This window comes from Alishewanella sp. SMS8, assembly GCF_030737935.1.
Taxonomy (GTDB): Bacteria; Pseudomonadota; Gammaproteobacteria; order Enterobacterales; family Alteromonadaceae; genus Alishewanella; species Alishewanella maricola.
This window is the reverse complement of sequence record NZ_JAPJEA010000001.1, coordinates 924,408-942,582: the sequence shown is the minus strand read 5'-3', so window position 1 is coordinate 942,582 and position 18,175 is coordinate 924,408. Positions and strand designations below refer to the sequence as shown.

The window sequence follows — 18,175 nt, the reverse complement described above, 5'->3', positions numbered from 1 at the left end:
GTTCTACCATATTTTGTTTAAAAATAAAACTAAAAAGTGACAACAAGATGACAAGCTAAAAAAAAGGCTGCGAAAGCAGCCTTTTTACGTTAATCAAATAATAATAAGCTTGGTAAACTTAGTGGTATGCCTAAGGTTTTTGCAAAAAGCGTTTTATTAAGCTGGCGGTTGAGCAATCAAATTGTCCGTCAGCTTGACCACTGATCGCCTGATAAATGGGGCCTGAGAGTTGTTTACCTAACTCGACGCCCCATTGATCAAAGCTGTTCAGCTCCCAAATAGCCCCCTGACAAAACACCTTATGCTCATACATGGCGATTAACGCGCCGAGGTGATAAGGCGATAAAGCATCGAGTAGTAGGGTGTTGCTGGGCTTATTACCCGGCGATACTTTATGTGGCGCCAGCTCTGCCGCGGCCTGTTGTGTCATGCCTGCAGCTAAGCATTCGGCAAGGGCTTCCTCTTCGGTTTTACCCTGCATCAACGCTTGTGTTTGCGCAAAACAATGCGCCGCTAAGCGTTGATGTTGATCCGCTAAGCTGTGGCTTACCTTTAAGGGCAGAATAAAATCAGCCGGTACTTTTAATTGGCTTTGATGTAACAATTGATGATACGCATGTTGGCCATTAGTGCCTGCATCGCCCCAGATCACCGGTGCCGTGGCGTCTTGTAGAGGTTGGCCGCGACGGTCAACCGACTTACCATTACTCTCCATATCCAGTTGTTGCACATAAGAGGGCAATAAACGTAAATAATGACTGTAAGGCAATAAGGCTTGAGCTTGGCAACCAAAACCATTGATGTACCAAATGCCTAGCAATGCCAAAATAACCGGCAAGTTTTCACTAAAGGGGGCATTAAAAAAGTGCTCATCCATGGCGGCAGCACCGGCTAGCAATTCTTTAAAAGCGCTATTGCCGATCATTAATGCAATGGGTAAACCAATGGCAGACCATAATGAATAACGACCACCAACCCAATCCCACATGGGTAAAATATGTTTCTCAATAATGCCAAACTCGGCAGCCGCTTTAACATTAGACGAGGTCGCCCAAAAGTGATGAGCAATGGCGTTACTGTCGGCATCGGCGTCGTTAAACCACTGCCGTAATGCCAAGGCATTTTGTTTGGTTTCTTCGGTGCCAAAAGACTTAGACGCCACCACGACGAGGGTGGTGGCAGGATCGAGTTTTTTGGTAATATCGCTCACCACCGCGCCGTCGATATTACCTGCGAAGTGCAAGTTCACCGGGCTGCAATGATAGGGAGTCAGTGCTTCTACGGCCATCTGTGGGCCTAATAATGAGCCACCAATGCCAACCCAGATTAAATCAGTAATCGGTTTACCTTGATAGCCGATATAACGTTGTGCGTGTAAATCATCAATCAATTGTGCCATTTGCTGCTGACAAGCCGTAATGGCTGCACCAATATCTTCGCCGGCTAGCTGTAAATTGCTCAGATCTTGTTGGCGTAATCGCGTATGCCACACGGTGCGCTGTTCAGTATTATTAATGGCCGCACCGGCTTGCATTTGTTTACTAAGCTGACGAATTTTGCTTTGTGTTGCTAATTGCTGCAAGGCTTGCCAACTTTGCTCGTCTAATAAGTTCTTTGAATAATCTAAATAGATACCACAAGCGCTGGTGCTAAAGCGTTTAGCACGGCCCGGTTCTGCTGCAAATAATTGCCGCAGGGGTTGCTGCTTCGCTGCTAGAGGGCTTAATAAAGCCGAAAGGGTTACCGACATCGCGTCATCTCCTACAAATCAGAGGTTAAAGTTGGGCAGCGAGTAATGCTTCGAGTTTGCGTTGATCCACAGCAAATTTGCGGATCCCTTCAGCCAATTTTTCCGTCGCCATGGCGTCTTCGTTGAGTGCCCAGCGAAAGGCTTCTTCGGTTAATGCTGCCGGTTTCGTTGCTGTGGCGCCGTCATCTTTCAAATGTACGGTTAATTCGCCTTGCTGCTGTTGCAGCTCTTCTAACAAACCTGGGCTGATGGTTAAACGGTCACAGCCGGCAAGCGCCAATACTTCACCAATATTGCGGAAGCTGGCACCCATCACTACTGTGTTGTAACCATGGGTTTTGAAGAAGCGGTAGATCTCGCGTACCGACAAGACACCGGGATCGGTTTCGGCGGTGTACTCTTGTTTGGTATTGGCTTTGTACCAGTCGAGTATACGCCCGACAAAGGGAGAAATCAGGAACACACCGGCTTCGGCACAAGCGCGTGCCTGCGCCATATGGAATAACAGGGTTAAATTACACTGCACGCCTTCTTGCTCAAGCACTTTGGCCGCTTGGATCCCTTCCCAAGTTGAGGCAATTTTAATTAAGATGCGTTCACGACTGACACCGTTTTGCTGGTATAAGGCCACTAATTGCCGTGCCTTGGTTAAGGTTGCATCACGATCAAAGGACAATCTGGCATCAACTTCGGTAGACACGCGGCCAGGGACTAGCTTACTAATAGCCGTGCCAATATCTACCGCAAATTTATCACTGGCTAAGCTTAACTGCGCGTCTTTGTCACTGGTTTGTGCTTTAGCATAGGCAATAGCTGCCGCTAAGATGGGCTTAGCAAAGTCGAGTTGACTAGCATTTAATAATAACGATGGATTGGTGGTGGCATCGACCGGACGAAACTGTTCAATAGCACCTAGATCACCGCTATCAACGACCACGGTGGTGACGGCTTTTAATTGGCTTAGAAGATCATTCATGTTGTTCACTTACCACTTATTAGTTGGAATTAGCTTAAGTATACGTCTAAATGGCTATTCTTGTAATAAAATAACAACAAAATAGCCGTTTGTCTAAAAACAGGGTTAATGTGGGATCTGCCCTTAACGAGGCGGCTCTGCCGTTAGTTGCAGTTTAACGAACGTAAGATGGCTGTCAGCAAAAACCAGATACAGCGGGCGACAGAGTGGTAACGCTGATGCAGATTCCTTTTGCAATCGAGTTAGTAAACAGCATAATGGGCTATATCGTTGTCTGCAAGGTCTGAAACAGCGGCTGTGCAGTATAAACGCTCATTTTGTCAAAATAGGAGCCGTCTTTATGTTGATGGTGGTATCGCCAGCCAAAGATTTAGATTTAACCCCCGTCGCGCGTGAGCTGAGTTTTAGCCAACCTGCTTTATTACAGGATGCCAAAGCATTAGCCACGGTATGTAAGCAGTTAACCCCAGCTGATTTGTCATCGTTAATGCATATTAGTGATAAGTTGGCCGGTTTAAATGCGGCTCGCTTCGCGCAGTGGCAACCCCCGTTTAATGCCGACAATGCGAAAGCTGCGTTATTTATGTTCAATGGTGATGTGTATCAAGGCTTAGCGGCGGATAGTCTGTCGGATGACGAGCTACACTATGCGCAAAACCATTTGCGTATTCTTAGCGGTTTATATGGTGTATTAAGGCCCTTGGATTTGATGCAAGCTTATCGGCTTGAGATGGGCACAAAACTGTCGAATCCGCGCGGTAAAGATTTGTATGCCTTTTGGCAGACCGAAGTGACTAAGGCTTTACAGCAGCAGCTGGCGGCTTTGGGCAGTGATGTATTACTCAATTTAGCCTCACAAGAGTATTTTAAAGCGGTCGATAAAAAACACTTATCAGCACGCATTATTACGCCTGAGTTTCGAGACTATAAAAATGGCCAATATAAAATCATCAGTTTTTATGCCAAAAAAGCGCGTGGCCTGATGGCGCGTTATGTGATCCAGCACGCATTACAGGAACCCACACAATTACAACAATTCGACCTTGATGGTTATTATTTCAGCGATACGTTATCCAGCTTGGATAAACCGGTGTTTTTGCGTGATGCCAGCTGACATTACTTTACTTTTTTGCCGGTATTTTTGTTAACATACCGGCCTGTTTTCAGTTGAGCCAACGCTATGAAATTTCCTGGTCTGCGCAAAATAAAGCATTACTTCCCAGTATCCCAACCTAAACCACAACTGCCCAGTTTTGAAGTGCGGCCGGAGTTGGACACGTATATCGTAGGGCTTGATCAAACTATCGTTGATGTAGTGGCCAGTGTCAGTGATGAGTTTCTCGCGAAACATAATATTCCCAAAGGGTTATCCAATTTAGTCGCACATGAAAAAGCCAACGAGATTTACCATGAGTTGGTGGTGGAGCAAGCGATTTCGGATCATTTTGCCGGTGGCACTATTGGTAATACCATTCATAATTACTCCGTATTAGCCGATGATAAATCGGTGTTGCTCGGCGTGATGTCGGCCAATATCGCGCTGGGTTCGCCAGCCTATCATTATGTGTGTCATACCAGCTCGAAAGTGGATATGAACCGCCTGCAAGGTGTTGCCGGTGATATTGGCCGTGGTATCACGATGATTACGCCCGATGGTGAACGTACTTTTGTTATCGATCCCAGTGATATGGATCAGTTGGCACCTGAGTATATCCCGACTGACATTATTGCAGGTGCCGCAGCATTTGTGGTGAGTGCTTACCCCTTGCGTGCCACTGATCAGCCCATTCAACAAGCTATGCTTAAAGCGTTGTCGGATGCCAGTGAGCAGCAAGTACCGGTTGTGATGAGCTTAGGTACACGGCATTTGGTGGAAGAAAACCGCGAGCAAATCATTGAAACCGTTAGCAAATATGTCAATGTTCTGGCGATGAATGAATTAGAGGCCGAAGCGTTAACCGGCTTTGCTGATCCGCTACGCGCAGCGCAAGCCGCTTTAGAGATCACCGATATGGTGTTGATCACCGCGGGTGCTGAGGGGCTATACTTGTGCGGTTATACTGATGAAAGTATGAAACGTGAAAGTTCTAACCCGATCAAATCGGCCAGCTTAGCAGATTTTAATCGCTTTGAGTTTAGTCGGCCGATGCTGCGGCAAAATTGCCAAGCCCCCTTGAAGGTGTATTCGCACATTGATCCGTATTTAGGCGGTCCAGAGCGCATTAAAAATACCAATGGCGCCGGTGATGGGGCCTTAGCGGCCATATTACACGATATGGCGGCGAATCATTATCATAAACAAGTGCAGCCGTTATCGAGCAAGCACGAAGAGTCATACTTGGCTTATTCATCGTTTGCACAATTATGTAAATACGCCAATCGGGTCAGCTATGAGATTTTAGTACAGAATGCTCCTCGTTTGTCTAAAGGCCTACCTGAGCGCGAAGATAGCTTAGAAGAGGCTTACTGGGAGCGTTAAGGAGCAGCGGTGATCAGGATTAATGCAAATGTTCATGTAGCAGATGATGAGTTGAGTTGGCAATTTGTGCGCTCATCTGGCCCTGGTGGCCAGCATGTAAACAAAGTATCAACGGCAGTGTTGCTGCAGTTTGATATTGCCCACTCCAGCTTACCTGAGATCTACAAAAGCCGTTTGCTGCAATTGTCTGATCACCGTATTACACCCAGCGGCAAAATTTTGATTAAATGTCAACAAAGCCGCAGCCAAGAGCAAAACCGCGAGCTGGCATTATTGCAATTTGTGGAGCTGGTGCACAGTGTCAGTAAAACCCCGAAGAAGCGTTTTGCCACCAAACCGACTTATGGTAGCCAGCAAAAACGTTTACAGCAGAAGAAGCAGCAAGGCCAAACTAAGGCCTTGCGCCGTGATAAAGGTTTTGAGTAGGGCTAGTTAATCGTTACCTAAACGGTAAGCCCGAAAACTGCGGCCCTTGATGCGGCTGTTGTTTAATTGCTGCAAAGCGGCTTTTAAAGCGCTGCGTTTTACCGCCACATAAGCCCGAAAATCCTGCAATTGAATTTTACCAATATCGGCAAAAGCAATCTGATCATCACGGGTGAGCGCACCCACAATATCGGCCGGACGTAATTTTTGTTTTTTACCGCCGTCAATTTCAATGGTTGCCATTAACGGTAATAGCGGCTTGCTATTGCGGGTTTCAGGTAAGGGCTCAGGATTAATCTCTTGGCCCAGCGCCTCTTCAAGTTGGCTAATTTTATTACCGTCTTGCGTGGTATACAGCGTGCAGGCGACCCCTTGCTCGCCGGCACGGCCGGTGCGGCCAATTCTATGGATATGCGTATCGGTATCATGCGCCAGCTCAAAGTTGATCACCAGATCGAGCTTTTCGATATCTAAACCGCGTGCCGCCACATCGGTGGCCACCAACAATTGTAAGCTGCCATTGGCAAATTGCAGCAGTTGTTGTTCGCGTTCGCGCTGCTCTAAATCACCGTGTAAGGCAGCCACACTAAAACCGGCATATTTTAATTGCTCGGCTAAGCTTTGCACTTCTTTACGGGTATTGGCAAAAATAACGCAGCTTTGCGGCGCTTTAGCCAAAATTAAACGTACCGTGGCTTGGCTGCGTTCTTGGTTATGGCTTAGCAAAAAGAATTGCTGATTAATGTTGGCTTTGGTAGCAGGGCTATCAATAATCACTTCTTGGGGTGAGTGTAACAGCTCGTTTGCTAGTTTCTTTACGGCAGGCGCAAAGGTGGCACTAAACAGCAGTTGTTGGCGCTGTGCTGGCATAGCATCGATGATCTGTTGTAAGTCTTCTGCAAAACCCATCTCGAGCATCCGATCGGCTTCATCGAGCACTAACATCGTCAGTTCTTCTAGGTTCAAACGATCATGTTGTAAATGATCTAACACTCGACCCGGTGTGCCCACAATGATGTGCGCACCGTGTTCTAAAGACAAAATTTGTCCTTTGGCCGGAATACCACCACATAAGGTTAATACTTTGATGTTATGGATGCCGCGCGCCAAAGTTCGAATTTCGGTGGCGACTTGTTCAGCCAATTCACGTGTGGGGCATAACACTAAACTTTGTACCCGAAAACGCTTAACGTCTAAATTGCTGAGTAAGCCTAGTGCAAAGGCGGCTGTTTTACCCGAGCCCGTCGCGGCCTGAGCCAGCACATCTTTACCCGCTAAAATTGCTGGTAGGCTTTGTGCCTGCACAGGCGTAGGCTGATGATAATTCAAGCTGGTTAAGGTATCGAGTAAGGCGGGTGAAAGCGCAAAAGCGCTGAAACTAAGTTGAACACTCAAGGGAACTATCCTGCACTAGGCGCAGACCCATTGTCTGCACGTAAAGGGCATAGTGTAGCATAAACAGGCGTTATTTCGCTTGGCTAAGTTCAGCAACGTTGTTGGGTTGCAATTCGTCGGTTAACAGCAGATTTTGTTGGCCAGGTTTAGAGGCATGCGTTTCGCCGAAAAAACTGCCACCCCGTTCGATACACAGATTATCGCTGAACACCACGCCATGTGCTTTGCCTTGAGGCAGTATTTCAACTATATTAGCGGTGATTTGACCATCGAAATAGCCATTTATCATCACCTTGTCAGCGGTGATTTCGCCAACAACTTTACCACTACAGCTGATGATGACAGTACTTTTGCATTCGACGTTACCTTCAAGTTCGCCGTCGATTTGCATATCACTGTTTACTCGGCAGTTGCCGTTAAGGACGCATCCCTCAGCGATGACAGTTGTAATTGTGTGCTTGCCTTGGTTTGCAACATGGTTACCAAAGAATCCCATTTAATACTCCTCTCTTTTTCGAACAACAGGTCGAAATTACCGGAATCCCATTCCATAAAGTGTTGTGGATTAAGTGACCGGTCAAGAAAATGAATTTCATAGTGTAAATGCGGTGCGGTAGAACTGCCGGTATTGCCTGCTTTAGCGATTAATTGGCCTTTGTGGACAAAGGTGCCACTTGCCACATTAAAGTCTGATAAATGAGCGTAAAGCGTGGCAAAACCAAAAGCATGACGTATTTTTAATAAGTTGCCATAACCGCTATTGCTGCGACGCACCACTTCTACCACGCCGTCAGCAGGGGCATAAATTTCGGTGCCTTTCGGTGCTGTGAGATCGATACCATTATGATGCTGGCGCTTGCCTAAAATAGGGTGGGTACGAACGCCATAGCGAGAAGAACGTTTATCAAAATCAAGTGGTGAGCCATTGGGTACCAGCTGCAACATGGCCATCCTTGCACTGGCATTTACGGTGGCGATATCCAGTCGAGCTTCTAAATTTTGGTCGATACCTTGCTCTAAACCTAAATTCTGTTCAATTTCACCCAAACGCTGGCTGACTTGCAGCATCTGATCTTGTTTAAGGGTTAATTCGTGTTCTAGGGTTTCGCGAGCGGCATTTAACTGAGCCAGTTGTTGCTGTAAAGCATTCGTTTGCGAGGTCAGTAGCTGTTGCTCGGTTTTGGTTTGTTCAACCGTATGCAGCAAATAGTTAATCACCGCCGCGGTGATCAGTACTGAAAACAGCACAAGCCATAAGCCAATAACAGCGTTGCGCTTAAATATCTTACCGATACTAAAGTGCTTGGTGCCGTTGATGCTAGAGATAGAAATACTAATACGATCTTTCATCAGCTGGATAATGTGCTCAGTGGCTGAAAAATAACAATGGCTAAAAATATGTGGCTTTGGGGTGGCTGTCAAGCAGTTCATGCGGCGGGTTGCACTACTTCAGAGCAATGATTTTTCAGTTGGCATGTTTGCTTAGGGTCAATAAAAAAACCGCAGCGGTCACTGCGGTTTTTTTTTATCAATGAAATCAATAGGCCTTAGTGTGAAGCATGTCCATCTAAACCATGCACATGGCCGTGTGCCAGTTCTTCCTCTGTCGCATCACGAACTAACACAACTTCAACATCAAAACTGAGTTCAATGCCGGCGAGTGGGTGATTACCATCAACGACGACTTCTTCTTCTGTGACGTCGACAATAATGACTGGCTGTTCACGTCCATCCGGGCCGGATGCGCGAAAACGCATGCCTACTTCTACATCCATACCTTCAAACATGTTTTTCGGTACGGATTGTACTAGTTGATCATGACGCTCGCCGTAAGCATCTGCAGCAGCAATGCTGCTCGTAAATTTATCGCCACTGTTTTTGCCAATCAGTGCTTGTTCCAGACCTGGGATCAATGCACCATGGCCAAACAGGAAGACTAGAGGTTCGCCGCCAGCAGAAGAGTCAAGCTGGTTACCTGCAGTATCTGTTACTGTGTAATGGATGGCGACGACTTTGTCTTGAGAAATGGTCATGCAAACCTCTTAATTTAATGAATAAGGTAGCGGTAGCTGTTGCAGCAAAACGGGCTGCTCAGCACTTAGCCGCAAGGTGTCTGCCGGTGTTATATCATTCGGAAGCAGTGCTAACAACCAAAGTTGGTCATTGATATTCACCGCATTAATGACTTGGCCAATCCGGCGCCAGTTCTGTTCCAGTTGCAGTTCTATTGCTGTACCTGCGACCGGAAGTTCGTTGGTGTTTGCGTGTAAAATGTAACTGGCTCTTTTATTGCCACCGCGGTATTTCAAGCGGGCTACCGTTTCTTGTCCGATATAGCAGCCTTTGGTAAAGCTGATGGCATCAATCGCTTGTAAGTTAAGCATCTGTGGCACAGCTTCGCCAATTAGTGGTTGTTCTAAATAAGCTAACCCTTGCAAAATATGGGCTTTGAGCCAAACCGTTGGGGCAGCCAGTGGCCAATCTGCCGTCATAAGTTGCTGCGCCTGCGTTTGCGGTAGCACCAACATAAAATGCGCCGCAGCTAAGCGTAATAAGCTGCCGTGTTGTCCGTGGCTAACCTGACCGTCTGCCGCGGGCAGACTAAAGCCTAACTGTGTCACAAGTTGCTCTGCTTGCGAACCGCCTAAACCAAACACGGCATAAGGTTCGGTGGTTTGGTCAAAACTTACTTTGGAAAACACGCCAAATTTTTTCAGTTGGGCGGCAGAGGCTTGCAGTTCGTCACGAAAAGCGACCATCAGTAGCGCATCGTCTTTGGCAAACAACTGAAATATCGCCCACATTTTACCTTTAGCATCACAATGTGCGCCGCGTAAAAAAGTGTCCGCCGTTAAGGTTTCAATATCACAGGTCGTTTGCCCTTGTAGATATTTACGGTTATCAGGCCCACTAATAGCCAATACCTGAAAAGCAGGTAAAGGAGCAAGATAAGCATCATGAACCTGAGTAGATAATTGTGCGTATTGTTCTGCAGTTAGCCAAGATGTATGCATAGCGAGCGTTCATTTAAACGTGAATAGTAAATAGATTGGGGCAAGACACAAAAGCTCAACCCCTGATCGCAATATTTGTTAAGATACTGCCAATGTCGCAGAATAATGAGGAGTCTACATGACCGCTTTAATGAGTAAACCAAAACTGCGCTGGGCGTGTCGTCGCGGTATGTTGGAGTTAGATATTTTATTAGCCCCCTTCGTCGACGAAGGGTACGATGCATTAAACGACCAGCAAAAAGCCGATTTTGAACGGCTCTTAGCCTGTGATGATCCGGATTTATTCGCTTGGTTCATGGGACATCAGCACTCAAAAGATGCCTCTATTCAAGCCATGGTTGAGTTAATCGTCAATCGTGTCCGGGTCTAGCTTTTATCTGAGAACCTCGCGTTACCGACGCATTGCGCTACTGGCCATCAGTTTGCTCGGTGGCGCTATCGTCCTCACTTTACCGCTGCAAGGGATCTGGTATTTACCCGCTGCCTTGCTGCTACTAGCGTTTTTTTATCTGATGTTGCAATACTGGGCTGCACCCGGTGTTAGCGGTATTTTACATATTGAGCAAGATGGTGCTTTGCATTGGCAACAAAGCGCTTTACCCGCTGGGCAATTAGCCGCAAATTGTCTGCTCAACCCTTGGTTTGTGCAATTGTTTTGGTATGACGAAATGGGCCAGCAGCAGCGCTGTTATCTGTTTGCCGACCAATTGTCTGCCAGTGATTATCGAGCACTGGCAAGACGGGTACAATTGCAACGCTGGCGCAGCGTTGCTGACGAGGCGCTTTAACGCAGCGGTTGTAAAATACTCGGTTTACTATCACTTAGCATATTTGGGTAATCCAAATTGTAATGTAAACCCCGGCTTTCTTTACGCTGCATGGCACAGCGAATAATAAGCTCGGCTACTTGCACTAAATTACGTAATTCTAATAAATTATTACTAATACGAAAATGACTGTAATAATCGTGGATTTCTTGTTTTAGTAACTCTACGCGATGCAGTGCCCGTTCAAGTCGCTTATCGGTGCGCACAATACCCACATAATCCCACATAAATAACCGCAACTCGTGCCAGTTATGCGTTATCACTACTTCTTCATCCGAATTACTCACTCGACTATCGTCCCAAGCGGGCAACGTTAGGGTAGCTTGAGATTGAGGCAATTGCGTTAAAATATGTCGAGCAGCGGCTTGGGCAAAAACAATACATTCTAATAACGAATTAGACGCCATTCTGTTTGCGCCGTGTAAACCGGTATAGGCCACTTCGCCAATGGCGTATAAATTTTGCAAGTCTGTTTGGCCATGCAAATTGGTCATTACGCCGCCGCAGGTATAGTGCGCAGCAGGGACGACCGGAATGGCCTCTTTGGTAATATCAATACCCACACTGAGGCATTTAGCGTAAATAGTGGGGAAGTGTTCAATAATAAAGTCTTTGTCTTGATGACTAATATCTAAAAACACGGAGTTAGCGCCAAGGCGTTTCATTTCAAAATCGATCGCACGAGCCACAATATCTCGCGGTGCTAACTCTGCACGCTCATCAAAATCAGGCATAAACCGGCTGCCATCGGGGCGCTTTAAATAGGCTCCTTCGCCGCGCATGGCCTCGGTAATTAAAAAATTCGGTGCTGCAGGGTGGTACAAACTGGTTGGGTGAAATTGATTAAATTCCATATTGGCCACCCGACAACCCGCACGCCAAGCCATCGCAATGCCATCGCCACTGGCCACATCAGGATTGCTGGTATACAGATACACTTTACTGGCGCCGCCGGTAGCTAGTGCCACCGCTTTAGCTTGAATGGTCTCAACGCGAGCCAAAAGGTTGTTCCAAACATAAGCACCATAACAACGTGCCGGATCAAGACCGAGTTTTTTGCCGGTAAGCAAATCAATGGCGTTGTAGTTTTCTAACAAACGAATATTTGGGTGGCGTTTAACTTGATCAACCAGGGTGATTTGTACGGCTTTACCGGTGGCGTCGGCTGCATGCAAGATGCGGCGATGACTGTGGCCACCTTCCCGAGTGAGATGGTATTTCATGCTGCCATCAGTATCTTGATACTGATCAAAGGGGACGCCTTGGGCGATTAACCACTCCATCGCTTGCTTAGCGTGTTCTGCGGTAAATTTTACCGCTTCTTCTTCGCACAAACCGGCACCAGCAATCAGGGTGTCATTCACATGCGACGCGATGGTGTCATTTTCGTCAAACACCGCGGCGATCCCGCCCTGCGCGTACAGTGTTGAGCCTTCGCGTAAAGCCCCTTTACTTAAAACAATAACGCTGGCGTGATCCGCCAATTGCAGCGCTAGCGACAAACCCGCCGCGCCACTACCAATAATTAATACGTCACAAAGATATTCATTGGGTTGTGTCATAGGATACACTTAACTCAGTTAGTGGCTTTGGTAAAACAGACTAAAATAACAGGCTGCGGTATAATTTGTTGCGCTATGTTCAGGTTATTCTAGCGTTTTTATAAAAATAAGCAGAACTATTTATTCAGCCTGCAGTCATAGTCAGTACGCTTGACTGGCGCCATTCGTTTACAACACCTAAATAAGTATTACAGGGGTAGGCTCAAGAATGAGCGAGCAAGAATTAGATTGGCAAATTGTCCAGCGTGTACAGCAAGGCGATAAAGCCGCTTTCAATCTGTTGGTAAAAAAATATCAGCATAGGATCGCGAACTTAATCTCACGTTATGTCTCTAACCATGGTGACGTAGCTGATGTCGCTCAAGAAGCCTTTATTAAAGCTTATCGAGCTATCCCCGGTTTTCGTGGTGAGAGTGCGTTTTACACTTGGTTGTATCGAATAGCAGTGAATAGTGCCAAAAATTATCTGGTATCAAACAATCGTAAGCCGCCGGCTAGCGATGTTGATGCCGAGGATGCAGAATACTACGAAGGTAGTGATGCGCTAAAAGAACAAGATTCTCCGGAACATTTATTATTGTCCGAAGAAATTCGCCAAGTGGTGTTTGGTACCATAGAAAAATTACCCGATGAGTTACGTACGGCAATTACGCTACGTGAATTAGAAGGGTTAAGTTACGAAGAGATTGCCGAAGTTATGGAGTGTCCGATAGGTACAGTACGTAGTCGTATTTTCCGGGCGCGCGAAGCCATAGACGCTCAGTTAAAACCCTTAGTGGGTAATACCTAAGCCGATATAGACTATTTGACAGGAAACTTTATGTTGTCAGAAAAGCAAGAATGGCTGTCACAAGCCGCCGATAATCACGCGTTAACTGCCGAGCAACTGTCAGAATTGTTACAGCAGCCTGATTTGCAGGAAACCGTGCAGCGCTATCAGTTGGCTGGTGCCGTGCTTCGAAACGAAGCCGAAAGTGTGTTACCACTGGATTTTGCCGATAACTTGGCCAGTATGTTGGAACAAGAGCCAACTTACCAATTGCAAAACAGCAGCAGTTTATTACAGAAAATGAAAAACGGCTTACGGCAGGCGGCGAATGCCGAATGGTTTAAACCGGCAGCACATGGTGCTATTGCCGCCAGTGTCGCTTTAGTCGCGGTATTTGGTGTGCAGCAATATCAGCAACCGCTCGAACAGCAACTGAGTGCGCCAACGCCTCTGTTACAAACTCGCCCCGTTGCCGGTTTTGCCACGCCAGTGAGTTTAAGTCAAACGTCTGTTGAAAATCGTTTTGAAGCGCAAGAGCAGCAAGCGATGTTAGAGCAACAGCAACGTCTGCAAGCGTTATTACAGGCACACCGTCAGCAAATTCGAGTTTCTGAAACGCAAACGAACAAAACCTCAACACAGGAAAAACGCGAGCAATAATGATGAAATGGCTGTTTGGCATCTGTAGTATAGTCGTGCTGTGTTGTAGTCAGCCGGCAAGTGCCGAAGAAACGGGTTGGGCTTTATTTGATAAAGTGCAGCAGAGTGTTAAACAGCACAATTTTGACGTTTCTTATGTCGTGCTTAAAGGCGGCCAAGCCGAGACCTATCGTTGGTTGCATGGCCGTTCGGGTGATAAAGAAATTGAACATCTGATCCCAATGTACGCCGATGGGGTCGATATCGTTAGACGCAGCGACAAAGTGTATTATTTACTCAGCGAGCGTCCTTCTCTCGTGACCCAAAGCAGCAGTATTAAAGAACTGCCGCCATTATTATTTCAAAGCCCCGAAAAGATTCGCAGCCTATACGATGCGGTCGCTGGCAGCAGTTCGCTGATGGACGGTCGCAGTGCCCAGCTCTTAAGGCTATCTGCTATTGATGATAATCGGCATCATTATTGGCTGTGGGTAGATGTGCAAACCGGCTTTCCGCTGCGCATTGATACCTTGTCTGAACAACATCCCAATAACAAAAACCGTGCTTTAGAGATTTGGCAGGTCACGCATTTACGCATCACTCCTGAACTTCCCGATACCTTAGCGCAATTGCTGGAAATTGAGTTGCCTGCGCTGACACCGCCCGTGGTGGCCAAACCGGCTTCGCAACCGCACCAACTTAGCTGGTTACCGAAGGGTTTTAGCATTAGCGACGATCCATTGTTAGTGCCTCAGTTACAACCTGATGTTCTCAGTTACTGGTTATTGTCAGATGGCTTACATCAAGTGTCGGTTTTTGTGCAGAATAGCCATCAGTTACCCACTCAAGCTTACCGTGATGGCGCCACCACCATTTATGTTCAAGCCGATGCTAAACAGGATGTGACCGTGATTGGACCAATCAGCATTGAAACGGCTAAGCGTTTAGCCGCTGCGGTGCGCTAATGATGAGCCAACTGCCCCATGGTTGAAGAAATTGCCACCGTATTAGCCATTGAATCCGATGGGGTCTGGTTAAACACCACACCGGCTGGGACCTGTCATAGCTGTCATGTCAGTACTGATTGTGGTACTGGCATCGTAGCGCAAACCTTTACACCTCGCCAAAATCGCTTTTTTGTCAAAACTCCGTTACAGCTGTTACCCGGTGAACAAGTGACGATTGGTGTTGCCGAGCAAGGCTTAGTGTTAGCGGCCTTGGCCGTCTATTTATTACCCTTAGTGTTGATGTTAGTGGTGGTGGTGACCATGCAAAGCCTATGGCAACCGGCTGAAGGCTGGTTGATGTTGGGCGCACTGATCGGCGGGGCCAGCGGCTTTGCTTTAGCTCGGCGCTATAATCAGTCTTTGCAAAGCCAGCAAGAGCAAGTGATCATCTTAAACGTACTGCCCAGTATAAAGCTAAACCCTGCAGCGACTGACGCTTAACAACCATAGCAAGCTGCCGCGGGATAGAGTACAATTCGCGCTAATTTTATTAATAACCTGTATGGTTAGTCTTAAGCTATTGGTCATTTACTGACAGCGACGGCGGCCATACGCTTAGTTTCTTGCGGATACCATGCCTAAACTTGAACATATCAGAAATTTCTCAGTTATTGCCCACATTGACCACGGAAAATCTACCTTATCCGATCGCCTGATCCAATATTGTGGCGGTTTAAGTGATCGTGAAATGCAGCAACAAGTGCTGGATTCCATGGATCTGGAGCGTGAACGTGGTATCACCATCAAAGCACAGAGTGTGACGCTGTATTATCCTGCGGATGATGGCAATACTTACCAGCTAAACTTTATCGATACGCCAGGCCACGTAGACTTTACTTATGAAGTGAGCCGTTCGTTAGCTGCCTGTGAAGGCGCGTTATTGGTAGTGGATGCCGGACAAGGGGTAGAGGCACAAACCGTTGCCAACTGCTATACCGCCTTAGACATGAATTTAGAAGTTATCCCGGTACTGAATAAAATCGACTTACCACAGGCAGAGCCGGAGCGGGTAGCTGAAGAAATCGAAGATATTATTGGTATTGAAGCCCTCGGTGCGGTGCAGTGTTCGGCTAAAACCGGTTTGGGTATCAAGGATGTGTTAGAAACCATCGTTAAAAAAATTCCTTGCCCAGAAGGCGAGCCGGATGCCCCGACGCAAGCATTAATTATCGATTCTTGGTTTGACGCCTACCAAGGTGTTGTCTCCTTAGTTCGGGTAAAACACGGCAGTATCAAAACCAAAGACAAAATCAAAGTGATGTCGAGTGGTCAAATCTTTGAAGTAGACAAAGTCGGGGTGTTCAGCCCGAAAGCCACCAATACCGGCGAATTAAAAACCGGTGAAGTAGGCTTTGTGATTGCCGGTATTAAAGAAATTAAGGGCGCCCCAGTGGGTGATACCTTAACCTTGGCAAAAAACAGCGCTGAAAAAGCCTTACCGGGTTTTAAACGGATTAAACCGCAGGTGTATGCGGGTGTTTTCCCGGTGTCCAGCGATGATTATGAAGACTTCCGTGATGCGCTGGCTAAGTTAAGCTTAAATGACTCGTCATTATTTTATGAACCAGAAAACTCAGGCGCTTTAGGCTTTGGCTTTCGGATCGGTTTCCTGGGTATGTTGCACATGGAAATCATTCAAGAGCGGTTGGAGCGGGAATACGATCTGGATCTGATTACAACAGCACCAACGGTAGTGTATGAAGTGGTCACCAAAAATGGCGAGACCATTTTAGTGGATAACCCCAGCGATTTACCTGCGGTAAATGATATTGATGAGATCCGTGAGCCTATCGTTGAAGCGCATATCTTGGTGCCGCAAGAGTATTTAGGTAACGTTATTACCCTTTGTATCGAAAAGCGCGGTACGCAAATTAATATGAGCTACCATGGTCGACAAGTCGCCGTGGTTTACGAACTGCCGATGGCCGAAGTGGTGATGGATTTCTTCGACCGCTTAAAATCGACCAGTCGCGGTTATGCGTCATTGGATTACAGTTTCAAACGTTTCCAAACCTCGAATATGCAGCGGGTTGATATCCTGATTAACGGCGAGCGGGTAGATGCGCTGGCCATCATCAGTCATATCGATTTTGCACAAGGCCGAGGCCGGCAGTTAGCGGAAAAGCTAAAAGAGCTGATCCCACGGCAGATGTTCGATATTGCCATTCAAGCAGCTATTGGTAACCATGTTATTGCTCGTACTACGGTAAAACAATTACGCAAAAACGTATTAGCGAAATGTTATGGTGGCGATATTAGCCGGAAGAAAAAGCTGTTACAAAAGCAAAAAGACGGTAAAAAACGGATGAAACAAGTGGGTAATGTGGAAGTGCCACAAGAAGCCTTCTTGGCCATTTTAAAAGTGGGTAAATAAACCCCGATCGCATGATTAAGGAAGCTTAATGGCTGGTTATTTTGCAATATTTTTGGTGTTACTGACGTTAGCATGTACCGTTACTTGGTTATTAGAGCGGTTTTTACTCGCGCCGAAGCGGCAGCAAAAATTAGCTTTTGCCAATGCCCAATCGAAGTCGGTATTGCCAGAACAGGTTCAGCAAGACTTTTTAAAACAGCCGGCTATTGTTGAAACCGCTATTTCAATTTTACCGGTGGTTGCGGGCATCACCTTGTTACGCTCGTTTTTATACGAGCCGTTTCAAATTCCGTCAGGATCGATGATGCCGACTTTATTGGTCGGTGACTTTATTTTGGTAGAAAAGTTTTCTTATGATGTGAAAGATCCGGTTTGGCGCAAAACCCTGTGGTCAAACAATCAGCCTGAACGTGGAGATGTTGCGGTATTTAAATATCCGCCTAATCCACGTTTAGACTATATCAAGCGGGTTGTGGGTTTGCCTGGCGATCGCATTGTGTATAAGCAAAAGCAATTGTATATCCAACGCGCTTGTAGCGAAGGTCAAACCAGCGGCTGCGGCAATTTAGAAATGATCCCGTTAACCTTTCAAGCCGAAGCCGAGTTCTTTATGGGGCCGTTACCACAACGCCGATATGAAGAAACGCTGGGGCAGGTAACGCACAATATTTTGCAAACCCCGATGCTGCCAGACAATCTACAAGATTTCTATCGTCAGCCAGGTACGGGTATTGATGAGTTTGTTGTACCTGCAGGCCACTATTTTGTACTAGGCGATAATCGCGACAACAGTGTTGATAGTCGGTTTTGGGGCTTTGTGCCTGCCGATAACATGGTTGGTAAAGCGGTATTTGTCTGGATGAGTTTTGAATTTAGCGAAGACCCGAATAGCTGGTTACCGCGTTGGGTTCCGGTCGGTGTACGTTTTGCACGACTAGGACCGATCCATTAAGAGTG

19 protein-coding genes are annotated in these 18,175 nt (G+C 46.7%); 11 read left to right on the top strand and 8 right to left on the bottom strand.

Features of this window, described 5'->3' with window-relative positions:
- Positions 1-130 precede the first annotated feature (130 nt).
- Positions 131-1,750, bottom strand: coding sequence for a glucose-6-phosphate isomerase (gene pgi, locus ORJ01_RS04270; protein WP_306177074.1), 1,620 nt, complete (start codon positions 1,748-1,750; stop codon positions 131-133).
- Between the two features lie 25 nt (positions 1,751-1,775).
- Positions 1,776-2,726, bottom strand: a complete 951-nt coding sequence (gene tal / locus ORJ01_RS04265; protein WP_306177073.1) for a transaldolase — start codon at positions 2,724-2,726, stop codon at positions 1,776-1,778.
- Between the two features lie 340 nt (positions 2,727-3,066).
- On the opposite strand from tal, the gene yaaA reads away from it, so the two are divergent.
- From yaaA to arfB, 3 genes are all read left to right on the top strand, one after another.
- Positions 3,067-3,840, top strand: coding sequence for a peroxide stress protein YaaA (gene yaaA / locus ORJ01_RS04260; protein WP_306177072.1), 774 nt, complete (start codon positions 3,067-3,069; stop codon positions 3,838-3,840).
- Between the two features lie 66 nt (positions 3,841-3,906).
- Positions 3,907-5,205 carry an inosine/guanosine kinase gene (locus tag ORJ01_RS04255; protein WP_226749590.1) on the top strand — a complete coding sequence of 433 codons (1,299 nt, stop codon included), beginning with the start codon at positions 3,907-3,909 and terminating at the stop codon, positions 5,203-5,205.
- 9 nt (positions 5,206-5,214) lie between these two features.
- Positions 5,215-5,631, top strand: coding sequence for an alternative ribosome rescue aminoacyl-tRNA hydrolase ArfB (gene arfB, locus ORJ01_RS04250; RefSeq protein ID WP_236128719.1), 417 nt, complete (start codon positions 5,215-5,217; stop codon positions 5,629-5,631).
- A 6-nt stretch (positions 5,632-5,637) separates the two neighbouring features.
- On the opposite strand, the gene dbpA is transcribed toward arfB, so the two are convergent.
- The 5 genes from dbpA to ygfZ form a co-directional block, all read right to left on the bottom strand.
- Positions 5,638-7,026, bottom strand: coding sequence for an ATP-dependent RNA helicase DbpA (gene dbpA, locus ORJ01_RS04245; protein WP_226749592.1), 1,389 nt, complete (start codon positions 7,024-7,026; stop codon positions 5,638-5,640).
- A 70-nt stretch (positions 7,027-7,096) separates the two neighbouring features.
- Positions 7,097-7,417, bottom strand: a complete 321-nt coding sequence (locus tag ORJ01_RS04240; protein ID WP_229585375.1) for a polymer-forming cytoskeletal protein — start codon at positions 7,415-7,417, stop codon at positions 7,097-7,099.
- Positions 7,418-7,425: 8 nt separating this feature from the next.
- A complete protein-coding gene (locus tag ORJ01_RS04235; protein ID WP_306177071.1) occupies positions 7,426-8,448 on the bottom strand; it encodes a M23 family metallopeptidase in 1,023 nt (340 codons plus the stop codon).
- A gap of 125 nt (positions 8,449-8,573) precedes the next feature.
- Positions 8,574-9,059, bottom strand: a complete 486-nt coding sequence (locus ORJ01_RS04230) for a peptidylprolyl isomerase (protein WP_226749595.1) — start codon at positions 9,057-9,059, stop codon at positions 8,574-8,576.
- A gap of 9 nt (positions 9,060-9,068) precedes the next feature.
- A complete protein-coding gene (gene ygfZ, locus ORJ01_RS04225; protein ID WP_229585378.1) occupies positions 9,069-10,040 on the bottom strand; it encodes a tRNA-modifying protein YgfZ in 972 nt (323 codons plus the stop codon).
- A 118-nt stretch (positions 10,041-10,158) separates the two neighbouring features.
- Between ygfZ and ORJ01_RS04220 the strand changes: the two genes are divergently transcribed.
- Together ORJ01_RS04220 and ORJ01_RS04215 are read left to right on the top strand one after the other, a co-directional pair.
- On the top strand, positions 10,159-10,410 hold the full coding sequence (locus ORJ01_RS04220) for a succinate dehydrogenase assembly factor 2 (protein ID WP_226749597.1): 252 nt from the start codon (positions 10,159-10,161) through the stop codon (positions 10,408-10,410).
- Positions 10,397-10,828 carry a protein YgfX gene (locus tag ORJ01_RS04215; protein ID WP_306177070.1) on the top strand — a complete coding sequence of 144 codons (432 nt, stop codon included), beginning with the start codon at positions 10,397-10,399 and terminating at the stop codon, positions 10,826-10,828. The genes ORJ01_RS04220 and ORJ01_RS04215 overlap by 14 nt, the downstream gene beginning before the upstream one ends.
- Here ORJ01_RS04215 and nadB read toward each other — a convergent pair.
- Positions 10,825-12,429, bottom strand: a complete 1,605-nt coding sequence (nadB, locus tag ORJ01_RS04210; RefSeq protein ID WP_229585380.1) for an L-aspartate oxidase — start codon at positions 12,427-12,429, stop codon at positions 10,825-10,827. The two genes, ORJ01_RS04215 and nadB, sit on opposite strands and share 4 nt — an antisense overlap.
- Positions 12,430-12,637: 208 nt before the next feature.
- Between nadB and rpoE the strand changes: the two genes are divergently transcribed.
- The 6 genes from rpoE to lepB all read left to right on the top strand — a co-directional run bounded on the left by rpoE (position 12,638) and on the right by lepB (position 18,170).
- The gene (gene rpoE, locus ORJ01_RS04205; RefSeq protein WP_226749600.1) at positions 12,638-13,219 is read left to right on the top strand and encodes an RNA polymerase sigma factor RpoE; all 582 of its coding nucleotides are present in this window, start codon (positions 12,638-12,640) and stop codon (positions 13,217-13,219) included.
- A gap of 30 nt (positions 13,220-13,249) precedes the next feature.
- Complete coding sequence (locus ORJ01_RS04200; RefSeq protein ID WP_226749601.1) at positions 13,250-13,858, top strand: sigma-E factor negative regulatory protein; 609 nt, start codon at positions 13,250-13,252, stop codon at positions 13,856-13,858.
- Positions 13,858-14,802 carry a MucB/RseB C-terminal domain-containing protein gene (locus tag ORJ01_RS04195; protein ID WP_306177069.1) on the top strand — a complete coding sequence of 315 codons (945 nt, stop codon included), beginning with the start codon at positions 13,858-13,860 and terminating at the stop codon, positions 14,800-14,802. Before ORJ01_RS04200 ends, ORJ01_RS04195 begins: the two co-directional genes overlap by 1 nt.
- A gap of 18 nt (positions 14,803-14,820) precedes the next feature.
- Entirely contained in the window at positions 14,821-15,285 is a 465-nt protein-coding gene (locus ORJ01_RS04190) for a SoxR reducing system RseC family protein (protein WP_226749603.1), read from the top strand.
- 133 nt (positions 15,286-15,418) lie between these two features.
- Positions 15,419-17,218 (top strand): translation elongation factor 4, encoded by a 1,800-nt coding sequence (gene lepA, locus ORJ01_RS04185; RefSeq protein WP_226749604.1) that lies wholly within the window; start codon positions 15,419-15,421, stop codon positions 17,216-17,218.
- A gap of 28 nt (positions 17,219-17,246) precedes the next feature.
- Positions 17,247-18,170: a signal peptidase I gene (lepB, locus tag ORJ01_RS04180; protein ID WP_226749605.1), complete on the top strand. Its 924-nt coding sequence runs from the start codon at positions 17,247-17,249 to the stop codon at positions 18,168-18,170.
- The last annotated feature ends 5 nt before the right edge of the window (positions 18,171-18,175 follow it).